At 72.7% G+C, this 15,027-nt stretch carries 15 protein-coding genes; 6 read left to right on the plus strand and 9 right to left on the minus strand.

Going from position 1 to position 15,027, the window contains the following annotated elements:
- Nucleotides 1–11: 11 nt before the first annotated feature.
- The 5 genes from VMF51_RS10760 to VMF51_RS10780 all read left to right on the plus strand — a co-directional run bounded on the left by VMF51_RS10760 (nt 12) and on the right by VMF51_RS10780 (nt 5,596).
- Nucleotides 12–1,184, plus strand: coding sequence for a cupin domain-containing protein (locus tag VMF51_RS10760; protein WP_325474424.1), 1,173 nt, complete (start codon nt 12–14; stop codon nt 1,182–1,184).
- Nucleotides 1,184–2,014, plus strand: coding sequence for a fumarylacetoacetate hydrolase family protein (locus VMF51_RS10765; protein ID WP_325474425.1), 831 nt, complete (start codon nt 1,184–1,186; stop codon nt 2,012–2,014). Before VMF51_RS10760 ends, VMF51_RS10765 begins: the two co-directional genes overlap by 1 nt.
- Nucleotides 2,014–2,643 carry a maleylpyruvate isomerase family mycothiol-dependent enzyme gene (locus VMF51_RS10770; RefSeq protein ID WP_325474426.1) on the plus strand — a complete coding sequence of 210 codons (630 nt, stop codon included), beginning with the start codon at nt 2,014–2,016 and terminating at the stop codon, nt 2,641–2,643. The genes VMF51_RS10765 and VMF51_RS10770 overlap by 1 nt, the downstream gene beginning before the upstream one ends.
- Nucleotides 2,640–3,926 (plus strand): FAD-dependent monooxygenase, encoded by a 1,287-nt coding sequence (locus tag VMF51_RS10775; protein ID WP_325474427.1) that lies wholly within the window; start codon nt 2,640–2,642, stop codon nt 3,924–3,926. Before VMF51_RS10770 ends, VMF51_RS10775 begins: the two co-directional genes overlap by 4 nt.
- A 284-nt stretch (nt 3,927–4,210) precedes the next feature.
- Nucleotides 4,211–5,596 carry an NAD-dependent succinate-semialdehyde dehydrogenase gene (locus tag VMF51_RS10780; protein ID WP_325474428.1) on the plus strand — a complete coding sequence of 462 codons (1,386 nt, stop codon included), beginning with the start codon at nt 4,211–4,213 and terminating at the stop codon, nt 5,594–5,596.
- A gap of 90 nt (nt 5,597–5,686) precedes the next feature.
- Here the strand turns inward: VMF51_RS10780 and VMF51_RS10785 are convergent, their stop codons facing one another.
- The 7 genes from VMF51_RS10785 to VMF51_RS10815 are packed head-to-tail and all read right to left on the minus strand — an operon-like array spanning nt 5,687 to nt 11,757.
- Nucleotides 5,687–6,250, minus strand: a complete 564-nt coding sequence (locus tag VMF51_RS10785; RefSeq protein WP_325474429.1) for an NAD(P)H-dependent oxidoreductase — start codon at nt 6,248–6,250, stop codon at nt 5,687–5,689.
- Entirely contained in the window at nt 6,250–7,230 is a 981-nt protein-coding gene (locus VMF51_RS10790) for a LysR family transcriptional regulator (protein WP_325474430.1), read from the minus strand. The genes VMF51_RS10785 and VMF51_RS10790 overlap by 1 nt, the downstream gene beginning before the upstream one ends.
- Before the next feature lies 1 nt (nt 7,231).
- Nucleotides 7,232–8,059 carry a siderophore-interacting protein gene (locus VMF51_RS10795; protein ID WP_325474431.1) on the minus strand — a complete coding sequence of 276 codons (828 nt, stop codon included), beginning with the start codon at nt 8,057–8,059 and terminating at the stop codon, nt 7,232–7,234.
- A 12-nt stretch (nt 8,060–8,071) separates the two neighbouring features.
- Nucleotides 8,072–8,848, minus strand: coding sequence for an aldolase/citrate lyase family protein (locus VMF51_RS10800; RefSeq protein WP_325474432.1), 777 nt, complete (start codon nt 8,846–8,848; stop codon nt 8,072–8,074).
- Between the two features lie 8 nt (nt 8,849–8,856).
- On the minus strand, nt 8,857–9,642 hold the full coding sequence (gene hpaH / locus VMF51_RS10805) for a 2-oxo-hept-4-ene-1,7-dioate hydratase (RefSeq protein WP_325474433.1): 786 nt from the start codon (nt 9,640–9,642) through the stop codon (nt 8,857–8,859).
- Between the two features lies 1 nt (nt 9,643).
- The gene (locus tag VMF51_RS10810) at nt 9,644–10,339 is read right to left on the minus strand and encodes a GntR family transcriptional regulator (protein WP_325474434.1); all 696 of its coding nucleotides are present in this window, start codon (nt 10,337–10,339) and stop codon (nt 9,644–9,646) included.
- Complete coding sequence (locus VMF51_RS10815; RefSeq protein ID WP_325474435.1) at nt 10,336–11,757, minus strand: fumarylacetoacetate hydrolase family protein; 1,422 nt, start codon at nt 11,755–11,757, stop codon at nt 10,336–10,338. The genes VMF51_RS10810 and VMF51_RS10815 overlap by 4 nt, the downstream gene beginning before the upstream one ends.
- Before the next feature lie 29 nt (nt 11,758–11,786).
- Here VMF51_RS10815 and VMF51_RS10820 point away from each other — a divergent pair, with 29 nt between their 5' ends.
- A complete protein-coding gene (locus VMF51_RS10820; protein WP_325474436.1) occupies nt 11,787–12,452 on the plus strand; it encodes a GntR family transcriptional regulator in 666 nt (221 codons plus the stop codon).
- On the opposite strand, the gene VMF51_RS10825 is transcribed toward VMF51_RS10820, so the two are convergent.
- Together VMF51_RS10825 and VMF51_RS10830 are read right to left on the minus strand one after the other, a co-directional pair.
- The gene (locus VMF51_RS10825; RefSeq protein ID WP_325474437.1) at nt 12,453–13,781 is read right to left on the minus strand and encodes a DUF3500 domain-containing protein; all 1,329 of its coding nucleotides are present in this window, start codon (nt 13,779–13,781) and stop codon (nt 12,453–12,455) included.
- A 1-nt stretch (nt 13,782) separates the two neighbouring features.
- Complete coding sequence (locus VMF51_RS10830; protein WP_325474438.1) at nt 13,783–14,832, minus strand: amidohydrolase family protein; 1,050 nt, start codon at nt 14,830–14,832, stop codon at nt 13,783–13,785.
- Between the last annotated feature and the right edge of the window lie 195 nt (nt 14,833–15,027).

Here is a 15,027-nt window from a genome sequence, read left to right on the forward strand (position 1 = left end):
CGCTTGCGGGCATGACCTCGCTCGACACCAGCCCGATCGGGAGCCCGGTGCGCCTCACGGCCGTCGCCGCGCCCGACCAGCCCGACGTGACCCCCGCCCTCGAGGAGCTCTACCGCGGGTTCGAGGAGGAGCTCCTGGTCCCGCTGTGGACCGAGATCGGCGACCTGATGCCCGCGCACCCGCGCTCGCGCGCCGTCCCGCACCTGTGGAGGTGGGACAACCTCGTCGCGCTGGCTGATCGGGCCGGCCACATCGTGCCGGTGGGCCGCGGCGGCGAGCGCCGCGCGATCGCGTTGGCCAACCCGACCCTCGGTGGTCGTCCGTTCGCGACACCGACGCTGTGGGCCGCGATCCAGTACCTGATGCCCGGCGAGGACGCCCCGGAGCACCGGCACACCCAGCACGCCTTCCGCTTCGTCGTCGAGGGCTCCGGGGTGTGGACGGTCGTCGGCGGCAGCGGCGACACCCCGGTCGGCGACGCCGTGCCGATGCGCCGCGGCGACTTCCTGCCCCAGGCGGGCTGGAACTGGCACGCCCACCACAACGCGACCGCGGAGCCGATGGCCTGGATCGACGGTCTCGACATCCCGTTCCAGTACGCCGCCGAGGCGCAGTTCTTCGAGTTCGGCCGCGACGAGATCAGCCCGGCCGAGCGGACCAGTCCCGAGCGGTCCCGCTCGGAGCGGCTCTGGGGCCACCCCGGCCTGCGCCCGCTCTCGGTCGGCACCGTCGCCCCCGGCTCCCCGCTGCTCGCCTACAAGTGGGAGCACACCGACGCCGCCCTCGCCGACCAGCTCCAGCTGGAGAAGGAGGGGTACGGCGGCACGGTCGAGCCCGGTCACGCCGCGGTGCGGTTCAGCAGCCCGCACGACGGGAGCGACGTGCTGCCCACGATCCGCGCGGAGTTCCACCGGGTGGCCCGAGGCTCGGAGACCGCCCCGGTCCGCGAGACCGGCTCCAGCGTCTACCAGGTCTTCGACGGCTCCGGCACCGTCACCGTCGGCGACGCGTCGTGGTCGGTGAGCCGGGGCGACCTGTTCGTCGTCCCGTCCTGGCAGCCGTTCTCGGCCCGTTCCGAGGCCGGCGCCAGCGACTCCGACTCCGGTGCCCTCGACCTCTTCCGCTTCTCCGACGCGCCGATCTTCGAGGCGCTCCAGCTGCACCGACACCAGAAGGACTCCTGATGAGACTCGCCACCATCCGCACCCCCGACGGCACCCGTGCCGTCCGCCTCGAAGGCGAGACCCTCGTCGACCTCGGCGTGAGCGACCTGGGCGCGCTGCTCGCCACCCCCGGGTGGACGGCGACCGCGGCCGCGGCGACCGGGACGTCGTACCCGGTCGAGGGCGCGGACTTCGCCCCCGTGGTGCCGCAGCCGTCGAAGGTGGTCTGCGTCGGGCACAACTACTCCAACCACATCAAGGAGATGGGCCGGGACCTGCCGTCGTACCCGACGCTGTTCCCGAAGTTCGCCGACACCCTGATCGGCGCCCACGACGACATCGTCAAGCCCGCGGAGACCGACGCCCTCGACTGGGAGGTGGAGCTGGTCGTCGTCATCGGCGAGGAGGTCCGCCGCGCCGACGAGGAGCAGGCCGCGGCCGCGATCGCCGGCTTCACCGTGATGAACGACGTGTCCGTGCGCGACTGGCAGTTCCGCACCATCGAGTGGACCCAGGGCAAGATCTGGGACTCCTCCACGCCGGTCGGCCCGTACCTGGTCACCCCCGACGAGGTCGGCGGAGTCCGCCCGGCCCTCCGGGTCAGCACCACCGTCGACGGGACGGTCATGCAGTCCGACGACACCGGCACGCTGCTGTTCGACCCCGTCTTCCTCGTGCAGTACGTCTCCACCGTCATCACCCTGCGCCCCGGCGACCTGATCGCCACCGGAACGCCGGCCGGCGTGGGCCACGCACGCGACCCGAAGATCTACCTCGTCGGCGGCGAGCAGGTCGTCACCGAGGTCGAGGGCCTGGGCGCCTGCGTCAACCGCGTCGTCAAGGACGCGTGATGGCGCGGACCCTGAACGACGCCCGCCGCTGGGCCGAGGAGGGCACCAAGCTCTTCGGCGACGCGGTCGACCGCCTCACGCCTGCGGAGTACGACACCCCGAGCGCCCTGCCGGGCTGGTCGCGCAAGCACCTCGTCGCCCACGTCGCCGCCAACGCCGACGCCCTGGGCAACCTCGTGCACTGGGCCGCGACCGGCGAGGTCACGCCGATGTACGCCTCCCTGGCCGAGCGCTCCGCCGGCATCGAGCGCGGCGTCGCGATGCCGGCCGCCGAGCTGTCCGCGTGGTCGGCCCACGCGGCCGAGACCCTCGCGACCCAGCTGGGCTACCTCACCCGGGCCCAGTGGCAGGCCGAGGTGGTCACCGTACAGGGCCGGACCATCCCGGCGGCCGAGATCCCGTGGCTCCGCTCGAGGGAGGTGCTCGTGCACGCGGTCGACCTGGACCGAGGACTCGGCTTCGCCGACCTGCCCGAGGACTTCCTCCGGGCGCTGGTCGAGGACATCTGCCTCAAGCGCGGACTCGCGGCGGACGACCTGCCCACCGGACCGCTGCCCGAGGTGACCGCCTGGCTCGCGGGCCGGCCGCACGCCCTCGCGGACGCCCCCGAGATCGGGGCCTGGCTGTGAGCGCGGGGACGACCGCCGCGACGCCCGACGTGATCGTCGTCGGCGGCGGCATCGGCGGACTGGGGGCGGCGTACTCGCTGCGCCGCCAGGGGCTCGCCGTCCGGGTGCTGGAGCAGGCGCCGGCGTTCGGCGAGGTCGGCGCCGGCATCCAGCTGGCCCCGAACTGCACCCGGATCCTGGATGACTACGGCCTCCTGGGCGAGGCCAAGCGGCTCGGGGTGGTACCGGACGCGATGGTCATGCGCGACGCGGTCGACGGGGCCGAGCTGACCCGGCTGGACCTGCGCGACCTGGAGGAGCGCTACGGCTTCCCCTACCTCGTCATCCACCGCAGTGATCTGCACGGCCTGCTGCTGCGGGCCTGCGAGCGGGCGGGCGTCGAGCTGGTCACCTCCCAGCGGACGGTGGCCTACGCGAACACCCCCACCGGTGCCCGCGTCGAGCTGGCCGACGGCCACCTCGAGGAGGCGCGGGTCGTGATCGCGGCCGACGGCCTGCACTCGGTCGCCCGCACCCTGCTCGTCGACGACGACCCGGTGTCCTCGGCGTACGTCGCCTACCGCGGCACGGTGCCCGCCGACCAACCGGGCCGCGACGTGGACCTCAGCGAGGTCGCCGTCTACGTCGGCCCCGGCTGCCACTTCGTGCACTACGGCCTGCGCGGCGGCGAGCTGCTCAACCAGGTCGCGGTCTTCGAGTCGCCCAAGGCGCTGGCAGGCGAGGAGGACTGGGGCACCCCCGACGAGCTGGACGCGGCCTTCGCCGGCACGTGCGACTTCGTGCGCGAGGGTCTGCCCCACATGTGGCGCGACAAGTGGTGGCGGATGTACGACCGGGAACCGCTGGCCACCTGGACCCACGGCCGCATCGCGCTGCTCGGCGACTCCGCGCACCCACCACTGCAGTACATCGCCCAGGGCGCGATCATGGCGATCGAGGACGGCTGGGTGCTCGGCGAGCACGTCGCGCGCCAGCTGCGCGCGGGCACCGCTCCGGCGGAGGTCGACTGGCCGCTCGCGCTGGCGGCGTACGACGCCGTCCGGCCCGAGCACTGCCGGCGAGTCCTGACCACCTCCCGGGCGTGGGGCGAGCTGTGGCACCTCGACGGCCTGGCCCGGCAGCAGCGGAACGTGCTGCTGCGCGAGCGGGAGACCACCGACTACTCCTTCGTCGACTGGCTCTACGGGCCGACCGCGCTGGTGCCGTCCGAGGAGCCGGCGATGTTCAGTACGATCCCGCTCGCCTCGGCGCAGCTCAAGGAACTGGCTCCCGTCGCGGACTGACCCGGGCTCACGAACCCGGTACTCCAGTGGATTCGGACCTCGCACACCAGGCTCAGGCGACGAGGTCCGCGACGAGCACGATCGCGAGCGTCACGACGGACGGGGCGACGATGCCTCTCGATCGTCCACGACGAGATCGCGATCGCGCTCGACCTGTCAGTCGGACGTTGCCCGCTCCGACGCATGCCTGAGGGGCATGACACCCGGTCGCACCAGGCATTGGGCAGCGCGCCCGCGGACGGCCAGGATCGTGGGGTCACCGCTGCCGAACCTGGAAGGTTCCCATGACCGCCACCTTCGCCGTCGAGGACCCCGCGACCCTGGAGATCATCGACCACGTGCCCGACCTGGGCCCGGCCGACGCCCGGGCCGCGGTGGACCGGGCACATGCGGCCTTCGCCGACTGGTCGCGTACGGCGCCGCGGCACCGCTCCGACGTCCTGCGTCGCGCCAACGAGCTGATGCTCCGCGACCGCGACGAGCTCGCCGCGCTGATCGCCCGCGAGAACGGCAAGTCGCTCGCCGACGCCGCGGGCGAGGTGACGTACGCCGCCGAGTTCTTCCGCTGGTTCTCCGAGGAGGCCGTCCGGCCCGGCGGGGAGTACGGCGAGTCGCCGGCCGGCGGCACCCGCACGATCGTCACGCACCGGCCGGTCGGCGTCGCAGCCCTGGTGACGCCGTGGAACTTCCCCGCCGCGATGGCGACCCGCAAGATCGCTCCGGCCCTCGCCGCCGGCTGCACGGTCGTGCTGAAGCCGGCCGCCGAGACCCCGCTGACGGCCCTCGCCATCGCGCGGCTGCTCGCCGAGGCCGGCGTACCGGACGGTGCGGTCGAGCTCGTGACCACCACCGACGCGGCCGGCGTCGTCACCGCCTGGCTCGACGACCCGCGCGTCCGCAAGGTCTCGTTCACCGGCTCCACCGGCGTCGGGCGGCACCTGCTGCGCCAGGCGGCCGACCGGGTGGTCAACGCCTCGATGGAGCTCGGCGGCAACGCACCCGTCGTGATCACCGAGGACGCCGACCTCGACGCCGCGGTCACCGGCACGCTGACCGCGAAGTTCCGCAACGGCGGCCAGGCCTGCACCGCCGCGAACCGCATCTACGTGCATGCGGCGATCGCGGACGACTTCGTGGAACGGTTCGGCGCCGCGGTCGAGAAGCTCGTGGTGGGCCGGTCGGTCGACGGCGCCGAGATCGGCCCGCTGATCAGCTCCCGCGCGGTCGACCGCGTGACGGCCCTCGTCGACGAGGCGACGGACGCCGGCGCCCGCGTCACCCACCGGGCCCCGCTCCCGGACGCCCCCGGCCACTTCTTCCCCCCGACGGTCCTCGTCGACGTCGACCCGGCCTCCCCGATCCTGCAGGAGGAGGTCTTCGGCCCGGTCGCACCCGTGGTCGTCTGGGACGACGAGGAGGAGGTGCTCCGGCAGGTCAACGGGACGGAGTACGGCCTGGCGGCGTACGTCTTCGCCGGCGACCTGGGCCGCGCGCTGCGCCTGGGCGAGCGCGTCGACGCCGGCATGGTCGGCATCAACCGGGGCCTGGTCTCGGACCCGTCGGCGCCCTTCGGGGGCGTCAAGCAGTCGGGCCTCGGCCGCGAGGGCGCGCGCGCGGGCCTGCGCGAGTACCAGGAGACCCAGTACCTCAGCGTGGACTGGCCGGCCTGACCGCGTCCGTCACCGCCGAGCGCAGCCAGCGCTGGGCCGGATCGGCGTCGAGCCGGGCGTGCCAGGTCATCCGGATGACGGGGTCTGGCACTACTGCAACGGCAGAAGCCGCTGGCCCACCGTCTCCAGCTCGTCGAGCATCCTCTGAGCACCGACAACCTGGACGTCGCTCGGCACGAAGACTCCGTCCACCACCTGCCGCCCCACGACCGGCGCGACCAGGCCGTCGTGCACCGGGATCATCCGGAGCGCGAGCACCACCTGCTTCAGCTGCTGCACCGCGCGCAGGCCGCCCGAGACCCCGCCGTACGACGCGAAGCCGACCGGCTTGGACGCCCACTCGTTCAGCACGGCGTCGAGGGCGCTCTTCAGCGGGGCCGGGTAGCCGTGGTTGTACTCGGGCGTGACCAGGACGAAGGCCTGGCAGGCGGCGACGCGACGACTCCAGGATCGCGTGTGCTCGTGGACGTAGTCGCCGGTGCGGGGGTGGTGGGGCTCATCGGGGAACGGGGCGAGGTCGGCCAGGTCGATCAGGTCCACGTCGAACCCGCCCTGCGTGCGCGCCTGCTCGGCGACCCAGTGACCGACCTTGTCCCCGACGCGGGTCGGGCGGACGCTGGCGATGACCACGCCGAGCCGGAGCTTCTCGGACATCAGGTGCCTCCTTCGGCGAGGGCGTGGGGGTTCGGCCGGGCGTACTGGCGTCGGACGAAGTCCGAGAGTCGCCCGGCGAGCGATTGGAGCGCCGGCGCGGCGGCGCTGCGGGCGTGCCAGGCCACGTGCAGGTTCACCGCGAGCGTCGTGCCCCGGGTGTCGATCGCGAGCGGAACCAGGTCGAAGCGGGGGTCGTCGGAGACCACGCACACGCCACGGCCTGCGGCCGCCAGGGCCTGGGCGATGGTGCCGGTGGCCACCTCCTGCACCTCGCCGAGCGCCACGGCCTCGCGCTCGGCCGCGGCGGCGAGCGCCTGGCGCGAGGTGAAGGAGGAAGGCAGGCAGACCAGAGAGCGGCCCGCCAGCTCCGCCACCGTCACGGCCCGACGCGAGCTCCACGGGTCGTCGGCGCGGACGAAGGCCCAGACGGGGAGCTCGACCAGCGCGCGGACGGCGTACGGCGCCCGCGGCCGCTGCAGGCCGATGGCCAGATCGGCGCCGTTGTCGAGCATCTCCGTCGTCGTCAGCCCGTCCGCGGCCTGGACGTCCACCACCGGGTCGTCCGCGGAGGTCGTTGCCACGAACGGGGCCACCACGTCGGTCAGCGTGACGGTCGGGGCCGCGATGGTGACCTGCGCGAGCCGGCCGCCGGCGAGGAACCGTGCGGACTCGCGCAGCCCGTCGGCCGCGCGCAGCAGCCGACGGGCGACGGGCAGCAGCTCCCGACCGCTGCGGCTCAGGAGCAGCCTTCCCGCGCGCCGGTCGAAGAGCTCGACCCCCAGGTCGACCTCCAGCTGGCGCAGCTGGCGGGACAGGGCGGGTTGGGTGACGTGGACGGCCGCGGCCGCCGCGCTCACGGTGCCGGCGTCGGCGGTCGCGACGAAGTACTGCACCTGGCGCAGCTGGACGCTGCTGCCGGGGTGCAGGGTGACGAGAGGCTGCGCGGTCATGCCGGCCGGCACGAACGGCTTGGCCTCCATCTCAGTCCTCGCCGTGGTCGTGGTCGGAGTGGTTGGACTCGCCGAGGCGCCAGTAGCCGCGCGTCGTCACGCGCTCCCGCGGGTGGCCGACGTCGGCGAGCAGGTGCGTCCGGATCCGTCGTACGGCGACGGCCTCGCAGGCGACCCAGACGTGGGTGTCCGGCCAGAGCGTCTCGGCATGTAGCGCCTCGAGCAGGTGGGATCCCCACCGCGGCTGCTCCCCCGCGGGCGTACGCCGGTCGTGCCAGACGACCTCGACCCCGAGCGGCAGGTCGAGGTCGAGGTGCTCGCTCTCGTCCTCGACCTCCAGGTGCACCTGCGCTGACGCGGTCGCCGGTAGGGCGTCGACGAGGCAGCCGACCGCGGGGATCGCGCTGGCGTCACCGCCGATCCACCACCGGTTCGCCTGGGACGCCACGTCGAGTCCTTGGCTCGGCCCGCCGATCGCCACCCGGTCGCCGGGCACGACGCGCTCGGCCCACCGCGAGGCGGCACCGTCGCCGTGGAGGACCACCTGGACCTCGAGGGTCTGGGCCTCGGCGTCGTAGCGGCGCGGCGTGTAGGTGCGCATCGTCGGCCGCCCGTTCGGCCAGTCGACCATCCCGTCGGCGCCCACGATCGGCGTGGGCAGGTGTCCGTTGTCGTCGGGCAGGAACAGCTTGATGTGGGCCGTCGGCTGTGGCTCGCGGAATCCGGTGAGCGCCTCCCCGCCGAGGGTCACGGAGACGAGGCGCGGGGTCAGCCGGGCGACGTCACGCACCTCGAGCACGCGCGGCGGCGGGCGGCGGCGGCCCCCGCCGCGTCGGTCGGTGGACTGGTCGATCGTCATGCGGGGTCCTTCTCAGTAGCTGGGGCGGGAGGTGTCGCCGGGCCGGACGAAGCGGGCGGCCAGGGCCTCGGAGGAGCGGGCCAGGACGGCGACGTCGGCGCCGACCAGGAGGTACGACGCCCCGGCCTCGGCGTACGCGTCGGCTGCGTCGGGGTCGAAGGCGTTGACCCCGACAGGCTTGCCCGCGGCGAGCACGGCGTCGAAGGCCCGGCGTACGGCGGCGATGACCTCGGGGTGCGTCTGCTGGCCGATCAGGCCCATCGACGCGGCCAGGTCGGAAGGGCCGACGAAGACGCCGTCGACGCCGTCGACGGCCGCGATCTCGCCGGCGGCCGCGACGGCCTCGGCACTCTCGACCTGCACGAGGACGGAGACGTGCGCGACGGCGTCGCTGAGGTAGTCGTCGATCCGGTTCCAGCGGGCCGAGCGGGCCAGCGCGGACCCGACCCCACGTCGCCCGCGCGGCGGGTAGTGGGCGGCCTCGACGACGGCCCGCGCCTCGGCGGCGGAGGAGACCATCGGCACGAGGATCGTCCGCGCGCCCAGGTCGAGCACCTGCTTGACGACCACCGGGTCGCCGACCGGGACCCGCACGACGGGGTTCACGGGGTACGCCGCAACCGCCTGTAGCTGGCCGAGCACGGACTCCAGCCCGTTGGGGGCGTGCTCCATGTCGATGAGCAGCCAGTCCAGCCCGGCCCCGGCGCAGATCTCGGCGACCAGCGGACTCCCGCTGCACACCCACATCCCGGCGAGCGGGCGGTTCGTAGCGGCCAACGCGTCGCGCATGGTCGGCGTCATTCGAATCGGCATGTGATCGTCCCCATCGGTCCGTAGTCGCACAGCACGGTGTCGCCGCGCGAGACCCACATGGGCCGGGTGAACGACCCGGCCAGGATCAGCTCGCCGGCCTCGAGCCGGCCGCCGTGCTGGTGGAGCTTGTTCGCGAGCCAGGCCACCCCGCTCGCCGGGTGGTTGAGGACGGCGGCGGCGACGCCGCTCTCCTCGATCGTCTCGTTGCGGTAGAGCAGGGCGGAGATCCAGCGCAGGTCGACGTCCTCGGGGCGGGTCGGGTTGCCCCCGACGACGATCCCGCCGTACGCCGCGTTGTCGGCGATGGTGTCGACGATGGTGCGGCCCTCAAGCTCGAGGTGGGAGTTGAGGATCTCGAGCGCGGGCACGACGTACCGGGTCGCGGCGAGGACGTCGAAGAGGGTGCAGTGCGGGCCTTCGAGGGGCGCCTCGAGGAGGAACGCGAGCTCGACCTCGATGCGCACGTTGGAGAAGTGGTCGAACGGGATGACCGACCCGTTCTCCCAGACGGTGTCGTCGAGCATCACGCCGTAGTCGGGCTCGGTGATGCCCGTGGCGGCCTGCATGACCTTCGAGGTCAGCCCGATCTTGCGGCCCACCACTCGTCGGCCCGAGGCGACGGCCCGGTCGCGCCACAGCCCCTGGATGGCGTAGGAGTCCTCGACGGTGGCGTCGGGGAACCGTTGGGTGATGCGGGGTACGACGGCCCGCTGTCGGTGGGCCTCCAGCAGTTCCGCGGCGAGGTCGGCGATGGTCTGGTCGTCGAGCACGTCAGGCTCCTTCGGGCAGGGGTAGGTCGCACGGCCCGGCCTCGGGGTGGCGGACGGCGAGGTCGGCGGTCAGCGAGCCGCTGCGGTGGCGGCGGGCGGCCGCCTCGATCAGCTCGGGGGCGGCCCCCTCGGCGATCAGGTCGATGAGGGCGTCGTGCTCGGCCACGACCGCGGTCGCCCGGCCGGGCACGATGCCGGCGACGCTGTCGCGCTGATTCCCGAGGCGGAGCCACTCAGCCCGGACGATGTCCAGCAGCCGGGGGTTCGGGCACGGCGCGCACAGGACCCGGTGCAGCTCCTGGTTGACCGCCCGGAAGACCCGGGGGTCGAGGTCCGGCAGGCCACGTCGTACGACGTCGTTGAGCTCGCGGGCCCGCGCGATGTCCTCGGGCGTCAGGAAGGGCGCGGCCAGGGCCGTGGCCGCGCTCTCGACGATGCCGATCGTCTGCATCGTCGAGCGGTAGTGCGACCCGTCGACCTCGGCGACCCGGGCTCCGACGTGGCGCTCGAAGGTGACGAGTCCCTCCGCGGTGAGTGCCCGGACCGCCTCGCGGACGGGGACGACGCTCATGGCGAGCTCGGTCGCGATCGAGCTGAGCACCAGCCGGTAGCCGGGGCCGAAGGTGCCGTCCGCGATCCGCTCGCGGATCGAGCGGTAGGCGATCTGCGACTTGCTGGCCTCGGGTTCGGGACTCATCGGGCGGCCCGCCACTCGTCGTAGCGGGCGCGCCACGCGGCGTTCATCGGGAACAGCCCGTCCACCGGATGGCCGGCATGGACCTGCTCGGCGATCCAGGCGTCCTCGTCCTCCTGGGCGAGGGCGGCATCGGCCACCTCCTCGACCAGGCCAGGCGGGATGACGACCACGCCGTCGGCGTCCCCGACGATGACGTCGCCCGGCTGCACGGTCGCCCCTCCGCACGCGATCGTCAGGTCGTGGTCCCAGGGGACGTGCTTGCGACCGAGCACGGCCGGGTGGTGGCCCGCGCAGTGGACGGGGATGCCGACGGCCGCGACGGCCTCGGCGTCGCGCACCCCGCCGTCGGTGACGATGCCGGCGGCACCGCGCACGTGGGCGCGGATGGCCAGCACGTCGCCGAGCGTCGCCGACCCTGTCTCGCCCCGTGCCTCGATGACGATGACCTCGCCCTCGCCCACCGCGTCGAAGGTGCGCTTCTGCGCGTTGTAGCCGCCGCCGTGGCTCGCGAAGAGGTCCTCGCGGTTCGGTACGAAGCGCAGGGTGCGCGCCGTGCCGACGATCTTGGTGCTGCCGGCCAGGGGGCGCAGGCCGTCGATGGCGACGTTGTCGAGGCCGCGCTTGCGCAGCTGCGCCGACAGGCCGGCGGCCGGTGCCCGCATCAGCTTCTCCCGGAGCTCGGGACCCAGCGTCGGGCGCGCCGTCGGCTCGGGCACGGGGACCGCGCCGAGGGCCGGGTCCGCCGGGACCGTCCCGGCGACCACCGTGGTGTGGAGCCGTCCCGACGTCGGGGCACCCGGCACGGACGGAGCGTCGACCTCGACCTCGACGACATCTCCGGGCGCCAGGGTGGTCGAGCCCGCGGGCGTCCCCGTCAGGATCACGTCGCCGGGCTCGAGGGTGACGTGCTGGGACAGGTCGGCGACGATCTGATCGAGACCGAAGAGCAGACCGGCCGTGGTGTCGTCCTGGACCGCCGTGCCGTTGACCCAGGTGCGCACGCGCAAGGCGCTCGGATCGAGCGCGGTCGCGTCGAGGAGGCCGGGACCGAGCGGGGTGAAGCCGTCGCGGCCCTTCGACCGCAGCAGGGAGCCTCGGTCGGGGTCACGCCACTCGCGCACGCCCAGGTCGTTGGCCGCCGTGACCCACCGGACGTGCCGCCAGGCGTCCTCGCGAGCCACGCCGGAGGCCGTCGTACCGATGACCAGGGCGACCTCGCCCTCGCATCGCAGCTGCTCGGTCCCCGCCGGCCGCTCCACCGTGCCCCCGCTCGCCGCGAGGGAGCTCGCCGGCTTCAGGAAGTACGACGGGTGCCGCGGACGGGTGCCGCTCTCCTCCGCCCGGGAGGCGTAGCCGGCGTGGACCGCGATGATCTTTCCGGGACGGGACAGCCCGTCCGGCAGTTCGGACCCGGTCACCGGGCCCTCCTTTCCGTAGGATCCGGGACATGTCCACCAAGGCCGAGCAGTCGTTCCAGATCCTGAAGGAACGGATCATGAACGGCACCTACGGCCCCGGTCACCGTCTCGTGATCGACCAGCTGGTCCGGGAGACCGAGATCAGCTCGGTCCCGTGGCGGGAGTCCCTGCGCCGCCTCGAGGCGGAGGGATGGGTCGAGATCGTGCCCAACGTCGGCGCCCTCGTGCGCACCTTCGACACCAACGCCTGGCAGCAGGGCCTCAGCCTGCTGGCGCGCATCGGCGGCTACGCGACCGCTCTGTCGGCGCCCCACCTGACCGCCGAGGACCTCGAGACCGCCCGCGGCCTGAACCGCCGGATGGGCGAGTCGCTGAGCGCCTTCGACCCGGGTGGCTTCGGCCGCCTCAACCGTGAGTTCCACGAGCTTCTCGCCTCGCGCGCCGACGACGAGCGACTGGTCGCCATGGTGCGCAGCGAGTGGGCCCGCCTGGAGGTCATCCGCAAGTCGGCCTTCTGGTACGCCCCCGGCCGCGCCGAGGCCTCGCTCGCGGAGCACGACGACCTGCTCGACCTCATCGAGTCGGGCGCCGACGCCGCCGTGATCGAGGCCGCGGCCTGCCAGCACGAGCTCCGGACGGTCGACGCGGTGACGAGCTACGAGGCCGGGCTCCAGCCGGAGAACGGTCACGCCTGATCAGTCCTCGCGCTGCTGCCAGCGGGCGATGAGCGCCCGCCCGTAGTCGTTGCCGTTCGGGTGCCGCAGCGTGGTGTGCACGTGGAAGGGGGCCGGCAGCGTGTTGCTCAGCCAGACCCCCGCATGGTGGTCGAGCTCCGCGATCAGGACCGGCGAGTGCACCCGGAAGTAGCACGGCTGGGTGCCGTCGGTGGCGCCGTACCAGGAGAACCAGGTGTCGGCCAGGTGGGCGTCGTACTCCGCGAGCGCCAGGGCGCGCTGGTCCTCGACGAGCAGCAGCAGGGTGTCGGCGACGATCTCGCGCAGCAGCGCCTGCTGGGCCTCGTCGAGCTCCGTGGCCCGGATGCCCTCGTAGGGCACGACCCGGTTGTCGCGGAACGCGCCGGCGACGTGCCGCTCGTCGGCGGGGTGCAGGCGCCCTTCGGGCATCGCCGGGTCGAGGACCGACGCGTAGACCACTGCCTGCTCCCGCTGGCCCGGGGTCAGCGAGCTCGCGAGCTCGATGCCCAGCCGCTCGCGCTCGGCGAACAGCGGCGGGCGCGCGCCGTCCGAGAGCGCCGGCTCGCCGCCGACGAAGACCGGCGCGATCACGTGCCGGCCGCCGACCGAGACGAAGTTGACGACCACGTGGTGTCCGAACAGCTGCCAGCCCCACGGCTCGAGGGCGTCGGGCTCGCCGTACAGGGCGAACCAGTAGGAGCGGTCGTTCATGACCGTCGGCAGGTCGACGAGCTCGCCGAGGTAGCCGTTGAGGGCCATCGCCTCGACGACGCGCTCGTATCCCTCGGGGCTGAGTGACGCAGCCATCAACGCGTGCACCGCGTCCACCGTGGCGTCGGAGCACACCTCGAGCCGGAGGCCGACCCGGTAGACGACGAACTCCGGGTTGCTCCACGCCCGCCAGTGGGGCGAGTCGATCGGATGGCGCACGGCGTCGACCTCACCGGAGGTCAGCGTGGCGAGGACCTGCTGCGCCGCCGTCGCCGCCGACGCATCCGCGGACGGACGGTCCGGCAGGGCGTAGAGGTCCCCGACCACGGTGCCGTCGGTCGTGATCCCGACGTACGGCTCGCGGTAGAGCCCGTCCCAGTACTCCAGGAGCTCGCGCAGGAACGGCGCCTGGTAGCGGTCCCGCGCGAACTCCTCGTAGGTCATCCCCCGGACCTCGGCGAGCTTGGGGTCGTCCCGCTCGGGGACGAACTCCCGGAAGCTGGCGTCGGTCAGCTCGACCGCCTCGTCCCGCCCGGAGACCCGGGCGGTGGTGAAGAACCCATCGATGTCCTGGTCGTCCGACTCGTCGGCTCGCTGGCCGCTCTGCTGCTCGGTCATGTCAGATCGGCAGGTTGAACATGCGCTTGGCGTTGCCGGCGAAGATCAGCTCGCGCTCCTCGGCGGTGATGTCGAGGTCGTTCTTGATGAACTCGACGCCCTGGCTCATCCAGCTGCGGAAGACCGGGAACGAGGAGCCGAACATGTAGTGGTCGGCACCGTTGATCTTGATGGCCGCCTCCACCTGGTGCTTGCCCCACGAGTGCGGGTGGGTCATGTCGAAGAAGATGTTGTTCTCGAGGTAGCTCTTGATCTTCTCGCCGCCGGTCGGGTCCAGCCGGGCCAGCGACTCCTTCTTGTGGGGAGCGTGCGGGGTGAGCAGCGCGGTGTTGGCGAACCAGTTGCCGCCGAACATGGTGTGGATGAAGCGCAGGTTCGGGAACTCGTCGAACATGCCGCTGAACAGCTCGCGGCCGACCGCGATGCCCTGGTCGATGATCCGGCCGTACTCGCGGCGCAGGTTGGTGTAGTCGATGACCGACTTCCACTCCACCGGCAGTGGGGTGTGGTGGACGATGACCGGCACGTCGAGCTCGTTGAGCACCTTCAGGTACGGCTTGAAGACGTCGTCGTCGAGGTAGAGCTGGCCGTAGTGGCAGGCGATCTGGACGCCGACGGCACCGAGCTCCTCGATGCACCGCTTCAGCTCGTCGACGTTCTCCTGGCCTCCCCACGGCGGAACGCACGCGGTCGAGAAGAGGCGCCCGCCGGACCGCTTGACGATGTCGGCCGCGTTGTCGTTGACGGCCTTGCAGGTCTCCAGGTCCAGCCACTCCTGCCAGACCGGCACCCGCATCACGCCGTAGTCGACGCCGGCGTCGTCCATGGCCGCGAGCTTCGCCTCGGCGGAGTAGTCGCCATCGACGTAGTTCAGGTTCTGGAAGCCGGCGGGCTTCTCCAGGATCAGCTGCTTCTTGCCGTCGTCGGCGGTGCCGACCCGGGCGATCTCGCCGAACCCGCGTGGGGCGCTGTTGAGGAAGCCGTTGAGGATCTTCTGGTTGGTGAAGAGGTCCTCGGGCAGGTGGTGGATGTTGATGTCGACCACGGTCATGGGTGGGTCCTTGTCATCGGGGGCGCACGGGACTCTCGGTTCCGGCGACGGCGCGCGTCGCTCCGAGGGTGCAGCCTGGCACGGATCGTGTACGAAATGCGATATCGACCCTAGTGTGGGCCTCGGGCAACCACAAGCGATTTCTTGTTTGAAATCGTACACGATTTCCACTACGGTCATGCTCCCCGACCTCAC

This window comes from Nocardioides sp. (genome assembly GCF_035503875.1).
Classification (GTDB): domain Bacteria; phylum Actinomycetota; class Actinomycetes; order Propionibacteriales; family Nocardioidaceae; genus Nocardioides.

What these genes read in the sequence shown, in the direction of transcription:
- VMF51_RS10760 (WP_325474424.1), top strand. Translation starts at nt 12, where the DNA reads ATGACCTCGCTCGACACCAGCCCGATCGGGAGCCCGGTGCGCCTCACG.
- VMF51_RS10765 (WP_325474425.1), top strand. Translation starts at nt 1,184, where the DNA reads ATGAGACTCGCCACCATCCGCACCCCCGACGGCACCCGTGCCGTCCGC.
- VMF51_RS10770 (WP_325474426.1), top strand. Translation starts at nt 2,014, where the DNA reads ATGGCGCGGACCCTGAACGACGCCCGCCGCTGGGCCGAGGAGGGCACC.
- VMF51_RS10780 (WP_325474428.1), top strand. Translation starts at nt 4,211, where the DNA reads ATGACCGCCACCTTCGCCGTCGAGGACCCCGCGACCCTGGAGATCATC.
- VMF51_RS10785 (WP_325474429.1), bottom strand. Translation starts at nt 6,250, where the DNA reads ATGTCCGAGAAGCTCCGGCTCGGCGTGGTCATCGCCAGCGTCCGCCCG.
- VMF51_RS10790 (WP_325474430.1), bottom strand. Translation starts at nt 7,230, where the DNA reads ATGGAGGCCAAGCCGTTCGTGCCGGCCGGCATGACCGCGCAGCCTCTC.
- VMF51_RS10795 (WP_325474431.1), bottom strand. Translation starts at nt 8,059, where the DNA reads ATGACGATCGACCAGTCCACCGACCGACGCGGCGGGGGCCGCCGCCGC.
- VMF51_RS10800 (WP_325474432.1), bottom strand. Translation starts at nt 8,848, where the DNA reads ATGCGCGACGCGTTGGCCGCTACGAACCGCCCGCTCGCCGGGATGTGG.
- VMF51_RS10810 (WP_325474434.1), bottom strand. Translation starts at nt 10,339, where the DNA reads ATGAGTCCCGAACCCGAGGCCAGCAAGTCGCAGATCGCCTACCGCTCG.
- VMF51_RS10820 (WP_325474436.1), top strand. Translation starts at nt 11,787, where the DNA reads ATGTCCACCAAGGCCGAGCAGTCGTTCCAGATCCTGAAGGAACGGATC.
- VMF51_RS10825 (WP_325474437.1), bottom strand. Translation starts at nt 13,781, where the DNA reads ATGACCGAGCAGCAGAGCGGCCAGCGAGCCGACGAGTCGGACGACCAG.
- VMF51_RS10830 (WP_325474438.1), bottom strand. Translation starts at nt 14,832, where the DNA reads ATGACCGTGGTCGACATCAACATCCACCACCTGCCCGAGGACCTCTTC.